Raw genomic sequence first — 16,251 nt, 5'->3', positions numbered from 1 at the left:
TAAAGCTAAATCCTCAACTGCATCGCTGCAATATTAATTGCTAAAAAAAATACTCTCTCACTACTTCCTCGTCACTAAAATGTATAGTTTCGTCCTTTAGTACTTGATAATTCTCATGTCCTTTTCCTGCAATTATTACTGTATCAAAGGCTTCTGCCATACCGAGTGCTTTAGAAATCGCTTGCCTTCTATCCTGTATTTTTTGATAGCTGCAACTTGTTTTAATCATTCCTACTTCGATTTCATCAATTATTAATTTTGGCTCTTCTTTTCTAGGATTATCTGAGGTAATAATACAATAGTCACTATATTTCCCTGCTATTTCACCCATTATTGATCTTTTACCTGTGTCTCTATTTCCACCACAACCAAAAACTAAAATTATTCTACCTTTGGCAAATTCTTTAACTGATGTTAGTATATTTTCTAGGCCATCTGGTGAATGAGCATAATCTACTATAGTTAAAATGCCTTTGCTATTTGGTATAGCTTGAAATCTTCCCGGTACTCCCTTTATTTCTTTAACAGCTTTTATTATGTCATCTAAATTTAGTCCTAACCAGTAGACGGTTGCAATTGCAGCTAGTGCATTATATACGCTAAATCTTCCTGGTATACTAAGCTGAACTTCTCTAATTTCATTATTATGAACAAGATTAAAATTCACGCCACTGCTTGTATACTTGATATTAATTGCTCTAAAATCACAATCATTTTCTATGCCATAAGTTATAATCTCACAATTTGCATTGTCCATTATATAAGCCGCGACTGCGTCATCTATATTTATTATTCCTTTTTTACACATTTTAAATAGCTTTAATTTAGCATTTTTATAATTTTCCATAGTGCCATGCTCTTCTAAATGGTCTTGAGTTAAATTTGTAAATACACCAATATCAAATTTACATCCATAAACTCTATCCTGGGATAATGCTGAAGATGTTACCTCAATAACTGCGTGGGTTGCTCCATAACACAGCATTTCTGCAAAGGATCCTTGAAGCTCAATTGAATCAGGTGTAGTTGGATTTAACTTTTTAGTTTTCATCTTCTTCCCAGCAACAGTATTTTCTATAGTGCCAATAATTCCACATTTAACTTGAAGTGCTTGGAGTATTTCTGATATAAAATAACTAACTGAAGTTTTTCCATTAGTACCTGTAACCCCTATAATCTTTAGTTTTTCTGTTGGATTTTCATAGTAATTTTTAGCTATGATAGCCATTGATTTTCTTGCGTCCTTAACTTTAATAACTGTAATGTCTTCTGGTATATTAGGAATTTCATATTCTACAACCAATGCTATAGACCCATTACTTATAGCGTCCAATACAAAATCATGTCTATCTATATTTTTATTTTTCACTGCAATAAAAAGTGAATTTCTGTCTATGTTTCTTGAATCCCAGGTTATACTGCATACCTCCAAATTAAGATCCCCCACTAATATCTCGTGATCTACGCCTTTTAATATCTCATACAATTTCACATTATTCCCTCCTGTTAAATCATCTTCTTCGAAGCTGCAATATTTACTACTCATTCCTATTAACTATTATATGCTCTACATTTACTATTTTTATTGTAGTTAATGCTTAATTCCTTGCATAAAGTGCTATAATGTAATAAACTTCTAATATTTGAGGTGCTATATGAAAGATAATATTTCTACGCAAAAAGTAAAAAGAGGATACCTTAATGAAGATTTTCTCTTCTTTAACCTAAAAGATCAGAAAAAAAATGATTTTGAAATTCACTACCATGACTTTAATAAAATAATTATTTTCGTCTCAGGAGAAGTTACATACATAATTGAAGGAAAGTCTTATAAATTAAAGCCTTGGGATATATTGCTAGTTGGCAGAAATGATCTTCACCTACCAATAATAAGCCTAACTGTGCCTTATGTACGCATGGTACTGTGGCTAAATCCATTATTTTTAGAAGGGCATAATAAAAATAATTGTGATCTTCTAAGTTGTTTTCAATTGGCATCTGAGCGAAAGCTCAATCTTATTAGATTGTGTAACAAGAATATAAATTCCTTAAAACAAAATCTAGCGGACCTTGAAGAGGCGATGCAAGATATAGCTTTTGGTAGTACTATATTAAAAAACGCCTTATTTCTTCAGTTCATGGTAAAAATAAATAGATTGTTTCTTGGAATGGATATTGATAAAAACATTGATGATATTAAATATGATCCTAGAATTGAAGATATTTTGAGCTTTCTAAACTCAAATCTAGATAAGCATTTATCTATAGGCATGCTATCAAAAGAATTTTATCTAAATAAGTATTATTTGATGCATTTATTTAAAGAAGAAACTGGCTATACAATATATAACTATATACAAAAAAAACGCATTATAAAAGCCTCAGATCTTATAAAAAGTGGCATGCAGGCAGGAGAGGTTTGCGAGCAATGCGGCTTTGGGGATTATTCCAGCTTTGTAAGAGCTTTTAAAAAGGAATTTGGGCTATCACCTAAGCAATATTATAAATCCAATATATAACTACAACAAAATTTTCCATATTCCTTATCCTTATATAAATTACACAAAAAAATTACCTATAGTCCAAACATTTTTTTTAAATGTCCATCCTATAGGTACCATTATATTCTATATCACTCTTGTTTTTTTATAACAATCTTATTATTCACAATGTATTTCATAATTAATTTCCAAAACCTTATCAACTACCCAAGGGCAATTTAATTATAAAAACAGTTCTCTCATAATTGCTTTCAACAAAAATTTCACCTTCATGAAGCTCTATTATACTTTTAGTTATAGCAAGACCTAATCCTGAACCTCCAGCAAATTCTGAACGTGACTTTTCAACTCTATAGAACCTTTCAAAAATAAAAGGTACATCTATACTTGGTATTGGTTCACCATAATTAATTACCTCTATAACCGCACTATTATTTTCTTTCCTAGTACATATGTCAATATACTCAGTTCCACTTCCATAGTTCATACCATTAGAAATTAGATTTTCAAATGCCCTAGCTAATTTAACTGCGTCAGCCACTATTACAAGTTTATCCTCAGAAAAATATGTCCTACATTCTATATTTTTTTTTCTAAACTGTGGATTAAATTCCAATACCACTTGATTTAAAAGTTCAATTACATTTATTGATTCTTTATTTAATTTTAAAGTACTATTTCTCATTATAGTATATTGAAATAAGTCATCAATTAAAGTATTCAATCGCTTTGATTTTTCATAAGCAATACTTACATAGTATCTAAGCCTAACTTCATCTTCATATTTATCCTTATCTATGAGTTCAAGATACCCCAATATTGAGGTTAATGGAGTGCGTAAATCATGAGATACATTTGTTATTAATTCATATTTTGTTTGTTCTGCTCTCCGCTCTTCTTCTATTGATTTATTTAATTTATTTATTATTTCATTCATATTTTTAGCTATTTTCCCAAGCTCTGCTTTCGATTGTTCTGGTATTTTTTTATCTATCCTACCCTCTGCTATAGCTTTCATATGTTCGTCAACTTCTACAAAGTACTTTAGCTTCTTGTAAAGCAATGAATGAGAGTAAATTAAAAAAATTATTATCCATAGTGCAATTGCTACACTTATAAAATTGATAGATAGCCTTAAACTAAAAATTTTAGCTGACAGTTCTTGTGAATCACTTATAAATATTTTTATAAAAATTTTCCACATAATATAAAGAATAGCCATAGTTAATACTGAAAATATAAAGGTAATCAATATATTAAAAACTATTTTTAACTCTAATTTATATATAGGTTTTCTTTTCAATTTTATACCCCACTCCCCATATAGTATGAATAAGCTTCTCACCCTCTAAAACTGCATCAAGCTTTTCTCTTAATTTACTCATGTGAGTCATAACTGTATTATTTGATTGATAATATTTTTCTTTCCAAACTCTTTGAAATATTTCTTCTGCACTAAAAACTCTTCCTGTATTATTAGCTAAGATGTGTAATATTTCAAATTCTGTAGAGGTTAAAGCAATAATCTTATTATATGCTTCTACCTGATGAGTGGATTTTTTTATTTTAAGTGGTCCTATAACTATCGTATCGATATCTTTTAATTCATCACTATTTTTATCAAATTCGTAAATTCTTCGAAATATGGCCTTAACCCTAACCATAAGCTCTAAAGGATTAAATGGTTTTGCCATATAATCATCTGCTCCTAACAATAACCCCTTTATTTTATCTGAATCTTGATTTTTAGCACTTAGCATAATTATAGGTATATTAAGCTTCTCGCGAACTTTGTTACATACTTCTAATCCATCAATTTTGGGCATCATTATATCTAATATTATAAGACTTATATTACACTTATCAATAAGCTGCAAAGCTTCTTCCCCATCATATGCCTTATAACTATTGTAACCTTCATTAGTTAAATATATCTCAATTAAATTAACTATTTCTTTATCATCATCTACAATTAATATATTTTTACTCATATACTCACTCCATTTGTTTACTCTTATAGAGTTTTAAGCCTATAACTTATACATCTTTAATAATTATATATTTTAAAAATACATTTGTCTAACATGAATTTTTTTATGCTTTAATTATATGCTTTGATTGTTTAAGATTTTAAAAATTCCTCTAAAGTAATATCCTTCGAGTAAATTTCCTCTGAATTCTGAGTTCCCACATACCTTATATGCCAAGGTTCATAATTATAACCTGTAACCTCTTCTTTACCTTTTCCATATCTTATTATAAATCCAAATTTATAAGCATTATCTTTAAGCCATATACCTTCTTTGGTATATTCAAAGCCTGTACTTTTTTTAGAATTAGTTATATCCATTGCAAGTCCTGATTGATGTTCACTTTTACCTGCCTTTGCCACATAATTATATGTATATCCTTTTCCGTTTGTTTTAATACTATTTTTATATAACTCCTTTTGAGTTGCATAAGATCTATAACCAGATAATGCGTAAAGTATAATGCCCTCCTGTTCACTTTTTTCAAATAACTTTTTAAGTGCATCACCTGCATCTCCTTTCATCTGCATTTCCTCATTTGACACGGTAGAATAAAATCTGATATTTGGAACTTTTAAATGATTTGGAACATAATCTTTATCTAGTTCATTTTTTCTATTCACCAATATTAAATTACCATCGTCTACATTGCTATTCTCATTGGACATATCTTTGACAGTTTCAATATAAGTGTTCCTTTCAATTACATCCCCTATAACTTTTAGGCTACCATATCTGCTATTTATGTACATTAGTCCTATAATCCCTAAAATTAAAATTATTGTAATTTTCTTTTTCACTTTAAAGTCCTCCTTATTTATTTTTAGTTAGCTCAGGGACCCTGGGTCCCCCTATATCTCAATGGTGGAGTAGCAATTTTTATTCTCACCCCCCAGAATTTCAAACAAAATCTTTTAAAACTTCTTATATAGATGCTCGTAGTAAAATGCATATTCCTTACTCTCTTATATTACAAAAATAACCTTAAGAAAATTGTAATTAAACCTTAAGATTTCTTAAGATTTAATTTTACTAAGCAATATAATAATAATATATGATATTCTCGAACAGAGGAGAGATGATTACTTTCTGGCAAGACGAATATAAAAAATGAGAATAGTAGTGTGATCTCATGAGACTTAGCTAAAATACTCGAAACCTCAGAAAGAACTATATACAGAGATATGGACATATTATGCGAAACAGGCATTCCTATTCTGTCAGTTCCAGGTCCCAGTGGAGGTTTTTCTTTTATGGAGGGCTATAAAATCAATTCAAATGACTTAGAGAGTGAAGATGTGGTTAATCTATTACTTTCAAGTATGGGTGTCCACTCAGAAAAAAACACTGAAATGGCACAACAACTTAAAAATTCCATTATTAAGCTTGAAAATACTGTATCAAAATGTAGATATCATTAAAAAATCAGTACTTAATTTGAAAAAGTTAAAAGTCCACTATAAAAAATATGATGGAGAAGTATCTGAAAGGATTATAAGGACTTATGGTGAAGTGGTCAATTGCAATCTCCATTGCAAAGTGATAAAAAAATACATCCTTTCTGATTACAGCACGTTCTAAATCTTCTGAATCTTCGAGTTCATCCAAATGATATTGTATAAGTATTTTTGCCAATTTATCAGGATACTCGGATAATCTTTTTTTCAATGTATATAAAAAATCATTTTTATCGTATAAAACATTGATATTTTTTAACATGGCACATCGACCTATAGGATAATCATAATTATCCTATAGGTCTGGATATCCAGCATTGAGTATAGATTCTACATCAATTAAAGTTTCACTTACTGTAAAATACATTAACTAGGTTTCAATACTATTTATAAGTATAAAATCTCCTATTCCCCAATGTCCTTCTTTAAAGACATTGATTTTACCTTCTTGTATCTGGTCTCCTAATTGATTTATTATGGCTTGCCTCTTCTCAAATTCAGGTATCACATCACAATATATAAAAACATCAATATCACTCTCTCCTGCCTTGGAAAGCAGAGTTTTACTACCACTTATGCCGATTGATTGTACATCCCTCATTGCCTAAATACTATTCATTAATGTATCTATGCTCTTCTCTGTACCATGCACCATGTAATCTCCCCCTTTTAGAAATATGAAATTTAATTTGCGATATTCTACACTCTCTACATAAACATATATTTAACCATACCATAATTACCATAAATTGAATATAAAAGTGACTATACGATTATAAGTTAAATCGTACAGTCACTTCTTATGAATTATGTAGAATGCATTTTAATTTTATAAAATAATAACTTCATAATCTAAGAAATATTGGCATAGCTCGAGTAACATAAAGAGATAGGCTTTGGAAATAGAATATATTTACAATGTCTAAATAATGGCAAATAGCCTCAAATCCATGTTGGATATTAATTTCAATATGTGGTTTTTCTTGTTTTATTATTATTTTTAGTAATTGGTGAACATTACGAAATAAAGCATTAATATCCTAACTGTTTTCCTACAATAATTACCTTTATCCTGTCTTTAATAAATTGCCCTCTAATAATTGTAAAATCATTACATATCCTGTTAGGGCTTTTACAGTCTACACAGTAACCCAAAGTAGTACATGGAGTATTTTTATTTAATCTTTTTGCGTCAATTGGAGCAGAGTAATTTCTAACTCTTTTTTCTGCTTCGTCTATATCCTTAACAATTTTATTTATTCCAGCTACTAAAATAACCTGTTTAGGACCATACATCATTGGTGCCACTCTACTTCCATTACCATCAATATTATAAAGTTCTCCATTTTCAGTTAAGGCATTTGTACTACATATAAAAGTATCAGCAGAAAAGTTTTGTATATATATTTGTTTTTTTTCTTCACTTATGATACCTCCTCTATACTTATCCAAAAAGGTATAGTTTTCCTCGCGAAGAAAATCTATAACACCTGTTTCAAAGAGAGTCATAGAATCACCAACACCTACTACAGAATTTTCAGCTATAAGTTCTTTCAAAAGTTCTTTTAACTCCTTATTATCTTTAACAAAGAAGCCTTCCATGTTGCGTTTCCTTAGATTATTTATAGTTCTATCAATTTGTTTTTCTATATACCACAAAACATCATTATCCATCTAAATATACATCCTTTCCAATAAAGAAGTTCCAATTCTTATTTTTGTATTATAAATATATAATATATTAATCATGCAATTCAAGATTAGCGGTAAATACGTCATAACTGAACAAAACTAATGTACCCATAACATCATCTCCTTAAAATATAATAAACTCTTACATTTGTAACACAGTATTATTATAATGTATTTATATCATTTGTTGCTCTATCGTTCCTCTACCATTCTCATAAAAAACTTCTGCATAAGAACCATTTATCAATGTTAATTGAGGTGGTAAATGCCCGATATCAACATTATAAATTATAGGTATATTAGTATCTTTAAATGCAAAAGTCAGTGCATCTAAAAAAGTAAAATCCTCTATAGCATCAAGACCTTCCGAACGTCCGTATAAAATCCCTTTACAATTTGCAAACCATCCACTCATTTTCATCTGTAATAATGTTCGATAGACATCTCCAGCATTCATTTCACAACTTTCAAAATACCATATGAAACCATCATCATAATATTTATCAATATATTCTTTTACAGGAGCATATGGAGTTCCAATCAATTTGCATATGACATCTAAGTTTCCCCCTATTAACCTTCCTGTAAATTTATAGTTGCGGTCTTCGATTAGCGACTTCCAAATAACTTTTTCTGTTAAATTATACGGAGGAAATGTCGTATCAGTAATCTCAAACCATTCCTTTTGATAATATTTTAAATTTTGTTGAATAAACTTTTCATTATTTTTAGCCAAAATATCTAATGATGCCAAAACTGAATCATCAATTGAACTGCTTCCAAAATCTAATAAATTAGGTCCATGTAAAGTTGCCATATCTAGCTTCAACATTAGAACAAATAATAACATGCTTGTATCTGAAAACCCCATAATCCATTTAGGTGGAAGTTTCTTTAGTAAATCAAAATTTAAAAAAGGAAGCATATCCATTAGTAATTCTCCACCCCAGGGTGGAATAATCGCTTTTACATTTTCATTACAATATAAAGACATAAATTCTTGCGCTCTAATTTCATGTAAAGCACTTGTTAGTTTGGAAATATTCCTAACAGAAGCAGTTTCAACGCACTTATAATCCATCATTTCAAGTTGTTTAATTGAATTATCTATTTTTTTTGATATAACCCCTGATACGCCCATAGATGGCGCAGTAATTCCTATAATATCTCCTTTTTTAAGCGGCAACGGATATTTCATAAAATCAACTCCTTTCAAAAGTGCCACCCACGTGGCAAGTGGAATGTTGTCTGTTTCCTATATAAAAATTAAATGTCGTTAAAAAAAATGAATTTCATCAATTTTCCCACATTCCTTATATCCAATACTTTTATACACCTTATTTGAATCAGGATTTATTATATCCGTGTATAACATTGGTGTTAGTCCTTCTTTCAATACAATAAAACTTAATTCAGCCATTAATGCACTTGCATACCCTTTTTTCCTTTGTTCATTAGGAGTGTATACACTATTTATACGAGCATGTCTCATAGAACGATGTGCTATATTTGCCATTGAAACAACATTATTGTTTACCTGCCATAAAAATAAATCGCCTGATTTTACTAAGCTTTCTGCTCCAGAAACCTTACTTTCTTTTGTTACTATTTTTCCAAAGCTATCAAAAGCAAAACCTTTACAATATTCTGCAACAATACCAACATGACACAACTCTGCTCTTATTAATTCCCCCTGAACATTTTGTGGTCTAATAACCTCTAGGCACTTATATGACTGCATTCTCATAGATATTTTATAAGATACACCAAATAGGTTTGAATATTGCTTGGCTATTCTTTTTACTATTTCTACTTGTCCTGATATTTCGCTTATATTATTATCCTTTATTATATTACATAATGAATTAACTACATTGTTAACTTCTAACCCTTCAAGTACTTCATTAACCCATATCCACATTGCATGACCTGGATTCTGCATAGCTATTGCATTACCATCCTTTGTTTTTAATGCAATAAGTTCTTTACCTTCAATAATTCTATGGAAGAGGTTAAATTGAACCTCACAATCTAAAAATGGCTTTTTATTTAAAACTCCTTCTTCCTTAACAAATGATGTAAACATATTAATCCCCCCATAAATTCTATACTACAACCTATACCTCTATCCAATATCTTTGAGTTATTTCCCCATCTTCTATAACTTCATTTTCTAAAACTCCGCCATTATTTGTGATTGTTTTGGCAGAACCTAAATTATTTTTATCACAAGTTACTAAAGCTTTACTAATTCCAAGTTCTTTTGCTATAGGTAACGCCATAGCTAACATTAATGTGGCATACCCTTTTTTTCGTTCTGATGGACGAATACCATAACCAATATTCCCACCAAAATTAAGTAAATAATCATTTAAATAGTGCCTAATATTTATTGCTCCTATAATTCTTTTATCTTCTAAAACCAGAAAATACATGTGTGATGGAACTAAGTGTGCTGGACAAGTATTCACATTTTCCATTTTATTAGTGTGCGTAAGCCATGTTATATAATTCATACCCAATAATCTTGCACCATAGGGTGTGATTTCTTCTCCACAGTTTTCCCATTCATTAATAAAATCATAATATTGTTCTTCCATCTCATTGTTAGCTCTTAATAACTCAAGTTTCAATTTTATCACTCCATTCTATATATTGTGCCTTACTTTTCCATTTCCAATAATTGCATATTTTTTATATTTAATTCAACCACTGCAATTCATAAACCATCATTCTCTTGTTTTCTTCTGTAACTTCGCTAAAATCATATCCACCATAAACATTGCGTAAATTTAGTCCAACTAATTTAAATAACTCTCTTGCTTGTTCATCAAATAAGTATCCTAATTTAAACTCATCCTCAATCTGATTTACAAGGTCATCTCCAGTAAGTATTTTAAAAATATACTTCATCCAAATAATTTGACTCTCTCTATCATGTTTTTGTTGAATTGAAGTTTTTTTTACTGTGCATTCTATTTCACTATCAAAGTACTCAAAGTCAATTCTTTCAACATTTGTGCAATCTAGCTTTTCTAGATTAGGATTAAATAAATCAATAATGATTTTGCCATTTTCATTCATATGTTTTTTTACACATTCTAATCACTTAATTCTTTCTTCATTGTTAGTTAATGATAAAAATGCCATACCAGCAAATATTATTAAATCAAATTTTTCATCCATATTAAAGTCTGTCATATCAGCCTGTGATGTTTTTATATTATTTTTGTAGTTATCATCTAACCTAGAAATTTTATTATTTAATTCCTTTAGCATAGACTGTGATAAATCCATTCCAATAATTCTTTTACATTTCGATGCTAATGGCACTGTTACTCTTCCAGTTCCACATGCAATTTCTAAAACTGTTGTGGATTCATTAACATACGCTTCATAAAATTTTATATCATGATCGTATTTATTAATTTCATTACCCTTATCATAAAATTTTGCTGTATTTGTATAAAGATTTTTGTTATCCATTTTTATCTCCTCTCTTATAAACTGCTATTGTCATTTAAATCTTTTATAAACAAAAAAAGCCCCACGAAATCACTTAAGAAGTGACTCCGTAGAGTTATCTACGTGTAGGATGGTCCCTGTACCGCTAGTACAAACTAGGTACACTCACTGAATATAATAATATATTACAATCTTATAAATACATTGTCAATACATTTTTGGAAATTATTATTTAATTTGGTTATTTATAAATTATTTTCTATACTTCTATTTTATACTTTCCTTTAACATATTTAACTCTTAATCAATTAGTTTTTTATCTAATCTTTGAAACAATATTTCAAACTCCCCTATAACAATATTAACTTTCAAATCAACGCTTCTCGAGTTATTAACATCACATCCTAACCAAGTTTTTACCTTATGCGAAGATGAAGGCAAAAATGGATTTAATAGATTTGCTATATTTATTATTGAAAATAAACAATTATAAATACTGTCACTACACTCGTCATTATTGCTATTAACAGTAATCCATGGTTTTTTCTCATCAAAATATTTATTTATACTTCTAATAAACTCAAATACCTCTTCAATAGCTGTTTTTAAATTTCCTTTCTCAATACTGCTACCCACACTTTTATATAGCTGCTCTACATTTCTTCTAATTTCTTCATTTACAATTTCATTTGGAATTATATTATTAAAATATTTCTTAACAAATACTAAAGTTCTATTAACTAAATTTCCATAAGCACCTAACAATTCACCATTATTATTATTTATAAATTCTCTCCATGAAAAATCTGCATCTCTTTTCTCAGGAGCATTTGCTATAAAAAAGTATCTTATCAAATCACTATTATATCTTTCAATAATATCTGATATCCATACAGCCCAATTATTACTAGTTGATATTTCTTGCCCTCAAGGGTTACATATTCACTAGATATAATTTTATCAGGCATTTTTTTATATCCTATACCACTTAAAAGCGCTGGAAGAATAATTGAATGAAAAGGTATATTGTCTTTTCCATGAATATAGTAAGAAATACTTTCACTCTTCCAAAACTTCGTAAAGTCTTTATTGTTTTCTTCTCCCCATTTTTTGCATGCAGTAAAATAACCTAACACAGCATCTATCCATACATAAACTTTTTTATCCTCGTAACCCTTAATTGGAATATCTATTCCTAAAGATAAATCCCTTGATATAGCTCTATCTTTTAATCCTTCATTCAAATATCTCTCTGTATTATTTACTGCATTTATTCTCCAATTCTCTTTAGAACTTTCTAAATGCTTTCTTATTTCACCTTCGAATTTTGACAACTTAAAATATAATTGTTTGGAAATTTTTACTATAGGCTCATTCCCACAAAGTTTACATACTCTTTCTGATAATTCTAAGGGTTCTAATAAACTTGAACAGTTATCACATTGATCCCCTCTAGCAATACTTTTGCAATGTGGACATATACCTTCTACATATCTATCCGGTAAAAATTGATTGCAATGTTCACAATAAAGTTGTTCTACTTCTTTTTCATAAATCAATCCTTTTTCGTATAAAAGCTTAATTAATATCTGAACCTCTTGTTTATGATATTCATCATCCGTTCTTGAATAACGATCATAAGAAAAATCTAATTTGTCAAAACAATATTTAAACTAGTGACCCATTTGCATAAGGCCATGCTCCTCCAATAAAAATATTCATGTAAAATACCTCCCTAATAATTTTTTTGCAAAATAAAAAACTCCCGAACCTAAGAAATAAATCTTAGGAACGAGAGTTAGACTTCGCGTTACCATCCTAATTCACCTATATTTCACAATATAGGCCTCATCAAGTACGTCACAACTACGTGATTATACTTTTGTCACTATAACGGGTGAACCCGTTGCAGCCTAAATTCTTAGAATTTCGGTGCACCGCTCCAAGGCCATTTTCTCCTTAATATCCTTTGCTCTTTCTCACCAACAAGAACTCTCTGTAAAAGTATTTTTAAAGGTACTTTCCTTTTCTTAACATTTATGAATAATATTTTATTAAATTTGATTATACGCTCATTCAATTGATTGTCAAGCTATAAACTTTACGTTTTTAATGAATTCAATGTAAAAATTTTTCAATTTCTTTTATTTCCTTTATTTTCCCCAAATTAACAAAAATATCGTCTATTGTTTCTATAGTAGCATTACTAATCTTTTCAACATATTCCTGTGGAATTTCTCCAAATAGTGAATTTAACACTTTTAATGCAGATTCTATTTTTGCTGTTTTTGTTGCTGCTTCTGCTACAACTGGATCATATAGTGTTTTAGTCATATCACTCACCTCTTCCTCAATTTTATTATCTATTCCATAATTTGTATTTAAATACTCAATTAAGTTTTGTACTGCTAATAACATTTTGTGCAAATCTTCGTCCAATATTTCGTTATTGCTATTCAATTCCTTAACCTCTTTTGCTACTAAAAATGCCATCTGTTTTGCTTTTTCTAAAATTATATTAATTTTCTCTTGTGAATTAGATTTGTATCTTGAAACTTTATCTAATTCCTTCCTAAACTTGAATATTTGAAGTGGTAGTAAGGGATATAGTTTTTTCTGTATTAATTCTTTGTCACTATATTGCCAATACTTCATAACCGCAACACTATAATCCACTTCTTTACCATTTGGAAAAACTATTTTTAGTTTTAGTTCATCCTCAATATTCGAATTTTCTTCTACAAATATAACTAACTGTTTTGGAAAATAAAAAACGTTTTTGTTTGTATTTGAAAGTTCTCTTGCCTTATTAAATCCATACTCAAACATTCTTATCGCCATGGTTGTATCATTCTTAGTTTGAAACTCTATATGATAATTGGCAGACGTTTCTTTATTGGTTAATAAATTTAAAAACAAATCACCTCTAATAAAATCATAATTTGAATTTTCTAAAGAAAACTCCCCATTCCCTACTAATATTTCTACTTCTTCACTACAATAATTTTCATCAAATATACTATTTAAAAATTCCAACAAAACTTTGTGTGATGTTGAAAATAATGATTTCAATACTTCATCTAATTTTACATGTTCTTTATTTTGTATCATCCATTCACCTTCTTTTTAATAATATTATACCATCTAAATCAAATAAACAAAATATTATATTAATCAAATTTAAACTACATTTAATGCACAATATTAAAATCTCATACAAAAACTAAGGCACGAGTCTTGTTCTATCTCTAGGAAAAAGAGATGCCTCTCTAACATTTTCAAGGCCTAATAATTGTGCTGTTATTCTCTCTAGTCCTATAGCAAGCCCTCCATGAATAGGCATTCCATATTTAAATAATGAAGTATAATTTTCGTAATTTTCTGGAACTAAGCCTTTGTATTCAATGTTTTTTATTAACATATTATAATCATGAATTCTTTGTCCTCCAGTAGTAATCTCAACACCTCTAAATAATAAGTCAAAGCTTCTTGTTTCTTCCTCACCATAAGGCATAGTGTACATAGGTCTTTTTCTTCTTGGATAATGAGTTAAGAATATAAAGTCACATCCTAACTTTTCCTTAGCGTATCTGCAAATTAATTTTTCTCCTTCTGGGTCTAAGTCTCCATCTAAATCTGTTTTATTATATTCCTTTTCTAATATTTCTAAAGCTTCACTAAATTTAATTTTTGGTATTTTATCTTCTATCTTTGGCATGTTTGCATTTAATGTTTCTAAATATATTTTACCCTCTTCTTCTACTTTATTTAATATAAACTTTAATAACCTTTCTTCCATTTCCATAATATCTTCTTCATCTTTAATAAATCCCATTTCAAGGTCCATACTTATATATTCATTTAAATGTCTAGTGGTATTGTGTTGCTCTGCCCTATACACATGTGCTACTTCAAAAACCCTCTCAAAACCAGCTCCAACCATCATTTGTTTATAAAATTGAGGACTTTGTGCAAGGTATGCTATATTTTCAAAGTATTTCACTTGGAACATATCAGTTCCACCCTCTGTCCCCTCTGCAACAATTTTAGGGGTAAATATCTCAGTAAATCCTTCATTAATTAATAATTGTCTAAACCCTCCAACTATAATATTTTGAATTTTAAATATTGAATTTACTTTTGCATGTCTTAAACTTAGTACTCTGTTATTTAACATAGTATCTAAATTTATTTCTAATTCATCCTTATTTATTTCAATTGGTAACTCTCCTATCGAGCTGTTAATCACTTGAATTTTCTCAATTAATATTTCAAAAGAATTTAGCGCATTATTACTTTCTTTAACTTGACCAATTATTGATACAACTGACTCTAATTTTGCTTCACTAATATCCATACAACTATTCTCTACAACACATTGCACCAGACCAGTTCTATCCCTTAGAATAATAAATGTAATAGTTTTTAACTTCCTTACACGATATACCCAACCATTTATTTCAACTTTCTTATTTATGTGATTTTCTAGTTCATTTACCATAGTTCTACCCATAATTTTTTCCTCCTCAAAATAATATATTATTAAAAATACCAGCGCTCTTTACTAAATAATTTAAATTTTTTAAATTAACGAATAAAAGCCCCTTGAGCAATAAGCTCAAGGGGCAAAATTCTCGCGGTACCACCCTTGTTTAACTTCATTAATTTAAATTTATCAAATATTAAACACCATCAATAGAGTGAGCTCTCTTTCCATAGATTCGGACTCATCTATTGTCACCACCCACCCCCAACCATTACGTTGAAACTGCGTTAAATAAAAAAAAGCCTTCATTCCATAATAGGAGCGAAAGTTTTATTCACGGTGCCATCCTAATTTGACAAAGCTATAATCAACTAAGTCATCTTTAATCCCTTTAACGGTGGAATCCGACTTATCCTACTATATATTTCAAATAAGTATCTCCAGGATGTCACTTCAATATTACTTTTCTCGTAGAGCTCTCACTGTCTTCTACTCGCTTTGGATACTAAGATAATATTTACTATTCCCTTCAAAGAATTCTGAATATTCATTTTCTACATATTACCTCTTATTTTTTTAATTGTCAATATAAAGTTTTTTGTATATTAAGCCCTTGCCAC

The 16,251-nt window shown here is 29.2% G+C and carries 17 protein-coding genes, 1 pseudogene and 2 other annotated features; of the genes and pseudogenes, 2 read left to right on the top strand and 16 right to left on the bottom strand.

The window, feature by feature from the left end; translation table 11 throughout:
- Positions 1–40 precede the first annotated feature (40 nt).
- Positions 41–1,546, bottom strand: a complete 1,506-nt coding sequence (locus tag G9F70_RS04030) for a UDP-N-acetylmuramoyl-L-alanyl-D-glutamate--2,6-diaminopimelate ligase (RefSeq protein ID WP_224617410.1) — start codon at positions 1,544–1,546, stop codon at positions 41–43.
- Between the two features lie 109 nt (positions 1,547–1,655).
- On the opposite strand from G9F70_RS04030, the gene G9F70_RS04025 reads away from it, so the two are divergent.
- Positions 1,656–2,519: an AraC family transcriptional regulator gene (locus tag G9F70_RS04025; RefSeq protein ID WP_164946450.1), complete on the top strand. Its 864-nt coding sequence runs from the start codon at positions 1,656–1,658 to the stop codon at positions 2,517–2,519.
- A 181-nt stretch (positions 2,520–2,700) separates the two neighbouring features.
- Here the strand turns inward: G9F70_RS04025 and G9F70_RS04020 are convergent, their stop codons facing one another.
- The 3 genes from G9F70_RS04020 to G9F70_RS27220 form a co-directional block, all read right to left on the bottom strand.
- On the bottom strand, positions 2,701–3,804 hold the full coding sequence (locus G9F70_RS04020) for a sensor histidine kinase (protein WP_164946451.1): 1,104 nt from the start codon (positions 3,802–3,804) through the stop codon (positions 2,701–2,703).
- Positions 3,782–4,492: a response regulator transcription factor gene (locus G9F70_RS04015; protein WP_164946452.1), complete on the bottom strand. Its 711-nt coding sequence runs from the start codon at positions 4,490–4,492 to the stop codon at positions 3,782–3,784. Before G9F70_RS04015 ends, G9F70_RS04020 begins: the two co-directional genes overlap by 23 nt.
- A 131-nt stretch (positions 4,493–4,623) precedes the next feature.
- Positions 4,624–5,331, bottom strand: a complete 708-nt coding sequence (locus tag G9F70_RS27220; protein WP_164946453.1) for a D-alanyl-D-alanine carboxypeptidase family protein — start codon at positions 5,329–5,331, stop codon at positions 4,624–4,626.
- Positions 5,332–5,784: 453 nt separating this feature from the next.
- Between G9F70_RS27220 and G9F70_RS04000 the strand changes: the two genes are divergently transcribed.
- On the top strand, positions 5,785–5,952 hold the full coding sequence (locus G9F70_RS04000) for a hypothetical protein (protein WP_224617409.1): 168 nt from the start codon (positions 5,785–5,787) through the stop codon (positions 5,950–5,952).
- Between the two features lie 25 nt (positions 5,953–5,977).
- On the opposite strand, the gene G9F70_RS03995 is transcribed toward G9F70_RS04000, so the two are convergent.
- From G9F70_RS03995 to aspS, 12 genes and pseudogenes are all read right to left on the bottom strand, one after another.
- Positions 5,978–6,250, bottom strand: coding sequence for a DUF4037 domain-containing protein (locus tag G9F70_RS03995; RefSeq protein WP_164946454.1), 273 nt, complete (start codon positions 6,248–6,250; stop codon positions 5,978–5,980).
- 108 nt (positions 6,251–6,358) lie between these two features.
- Positions 6,359–6,589 (bottom strand): hypothetical protein, encoded by a 231-nt coding sequence (locus G9F70_RS03990; RefSeq protein ID WP_164946455.1) that lies wholly within the window; start codon positions 6,587–6,589, stop codon positions 6,359–6,361.
- Between the two features lie 431 nt (positions 6,590–7,020).
- Complete coding sequence (locus tag G9F70_RS03985; RefSeq protein ID WP_164946456.1) at positions 7,021–7,662, bottom strand: lactate utilization protein; 642 nt, start codon at positions 7,660–7,662, stop codon at positions 7,021–7,023.
- A gap of 193 nt (positions 7,663–7,855) precedes the next feature.
- Positions 7,856–8,878, bottom strand: coding sequence for a S66 peptidase family protein (locus G9F70_RS03980; protein ID WP_164946457.1), 1,023 nt, complete (start codon positions 8,876–8,878; stop codon positions 7,856–7,858).
- Between the two features lie 78 nt (positions 8,879–8,956).
- Positions 8,957–9,766: a GNAT family N-acetyltransferase gene (locus tag G9F70_RS03975; protein WP_164946458.1), complete on the bottom strand. Its 810-nt coding sequence runs from the start codon at positions 9,764–9,766 to the stop codon at positions 8,957–8,959.
- Between the two features lie 31 nt (positions 9,767–9,797).
- A complete protein-coding gene (locus tag G9F70_RS03970; RefSeq protein ID WP_411955988.1) occupies positions 9,798–10,322 on the bottom strand; it encodes a GNAT family N-acetyltransferase in 525 nt (174 codons plus the stop codon).
- A 58-nt stretch (positions 10,323–10,380) separates the two neighbouring features.
- Positions 10,381–10,764: a hypothetical protein gene (locus G9F70_RS03965; protein WP_164946459.1), complete on the bottom strand. Its 384-nt coding sequence runs from the start codon at positions 10,762–10,764 to the stop codon at positions 10,381–10,383.
- Positions 10,765–10,785: 21 nt separating this feature from the next.
- On the bottom strand, positions 10,786–11,166 hold the full coding sequence (locus G9F70_RS03960; RefSeq protein WP_164946460.1) for a class I SAM-dependent methyltransferase: 381 nt from the start codon (positions 11,164–11,166) through the stop codon (positions 10,786–10,788).
- A gap of 279 nt (positions 11,167–11,445) precedes the next feature.
- On the bottom strand, positions 11,446–11,781 hold the full coding sequence (locus G9F70_RS03955; protein ID WP_411956010.1) for a hypothetical protein: 336 nt from the start codon (positions 11,779–11,781) through the stop codon (positions 11,446–11,448).
- 150 nt (positions 11,782–11,931) lie between these two features.
- Positions 11,932–12,752 (bottom strand): annotated as a pseudogene (locus G9F70_RS03950) (methionine--tRNA ligase); the annotation flags it as partial.
- Between the two features lie 177 nt (positions 12,753–12,929).
- Positions 12,930–13,186: a binding site (T-box leader), on the bottom strand.
- 77 nt (positions 13,187–13,263) lie between these two features.
- A complete protein-coding gene (locus G9F70_RS03945; RefSeq protein WP_164946461.1) occupies positions 13,264–14,256 on the bottom strand; it encodes a hypothetical protein in 993 nt (330 codons plus the stop codon).
- Between the two features lie 112 nt (positions 14,257–14,368).
- Positions 14,369–15,658, bottom strand: coding sequence for an aspartate--tRNA(Asn) ligase (aspS, locus tag G9F70_RS03940; RefSeq protein ID WP_164946462.1), 1,290 nt, complete (start codon positions 15,656–15,658; stop codon positions 14,369–14,371).
- A 287-nt stretch (positions 15,659–15,945) separates the two neighbouring features.
- Positions 15,946–16,173: a binding site (T-box leader), on the bottom strand.
- Positions 16,174–16,251: the final 78 nt, after the last annotated feature.

It is taken from the genome of Clostridium sp. FP1, from assembly GCF_011065975.2.
In the GTDB taxonomy this organism is placed as follows: Bacteria; Bacillota; Clostridia; order Clostridiales; family Clostridiaceae; genus Clostridium_AD; species Clostridium_AD tagluense.
The sequence above is the reverse complement of the archived record's forward strand: the minus strand, read 5'-3'. Positions and strand labels throughout refer to the sequence as shown.

What these genes read in the sequence shown, in the direction of transcription:
- G9F70_RS04030 (WP_224617410.1), bottom strand. Translation starts at nt 1,546, where the DNA reads ATGAGTAGTAAATATTGCAGCTTCGAAGAAGATGATTTAACAGGAGGG.
- G9F70_RS04025 (WP_164946450.1), top strand. Translation starts at nt 1,656, where the DNA reads ATGAAAGATAATATTTCTACGCAAAAAGTAAAAAGAGGATACCTTAAT.
- G9F70_RS04015 (WP_164946452.1), bottom strand. Translation starts at nt 4,492, where the DNA reads ATGAGTAAAAATATATTAATTGTAGATGATGATAAAGAAATAGTTAAT.
- G9F70_RS04000 (WP_224617409.1), top strand. Translation starts at nt 5,785, where the DNA reads ATGGAGGGCTATAAAATCAATTCAAATGACTTAGAGAGTGAAGATGTG.
- G9F70_RS03995 (WP_164946454.1), bottom strand. Translation starts at nt 6,250, where the DNA reads ATGTTAAAAAATATCAATGTTTTATACGATAAAAATGATTTTTTATAT.
- G9F70_RS03990 (WP_164946455.1), bottom strand. Translation starts at nt 6,589, where the DNA reads ATGAGGGATGTACAATCAATCGGCATAAGTGGTAGTAAAACTCTGCTT.
- G9F70_RS03985 (WP_164946456.1), bottom strand. Translation starts at nt 7,662, where the DNA reads ATGGATAATGATGTTTTGTGGTATATAGAAAAACAAATTGATAGAACT.
- G9F70_RS03980 (WP_164946457.1), bottom strand. Translation starts at nt 8,878, where the DNA reads ATGAAATATCCGTTGCCGCTTAAAAAAGGAGATATTATAGGAATTACT.
- G9F70_RS03975 (WP_164946458.1), bottom strand. Translation starts at nt 9,766, where the DNA reads ATGTTTACATCATTTGTTAAGGAAGAAGGAGTTTTAAATAAAAAGCCA.
- G9F70_RS03965 (WP_164946459.1), bottom strand. Translation starts at nt 10,764, where the DNA reads ATGAATGAAAATGGCAAAATCATTATTGATTTATTTAATCCTAATCTA.
- G9F70_RS03960 (WP_164946460.1), bottom strand. Translation starts at nt 11,166, where the DNA reads ATGGATAACAAAAATCTTTATACAAATACAGCAAAATTTTATGATAAG.
- G9F70_RS03945 (WP_164946461.1), bottom strand. Translation starts at nt 14,256, where the DNA reads ATGATACAAAATAAAGAACATGTAAAATTAGATGAAGTATTGAAATCA.
- aspS (WP_164946462.1), bottom strand. Translation starts at nt 15,658, where the DNA reads ATGGGTAGAACTATGGTAAATGAACTAGAAAATCACATAAATAAGAAA.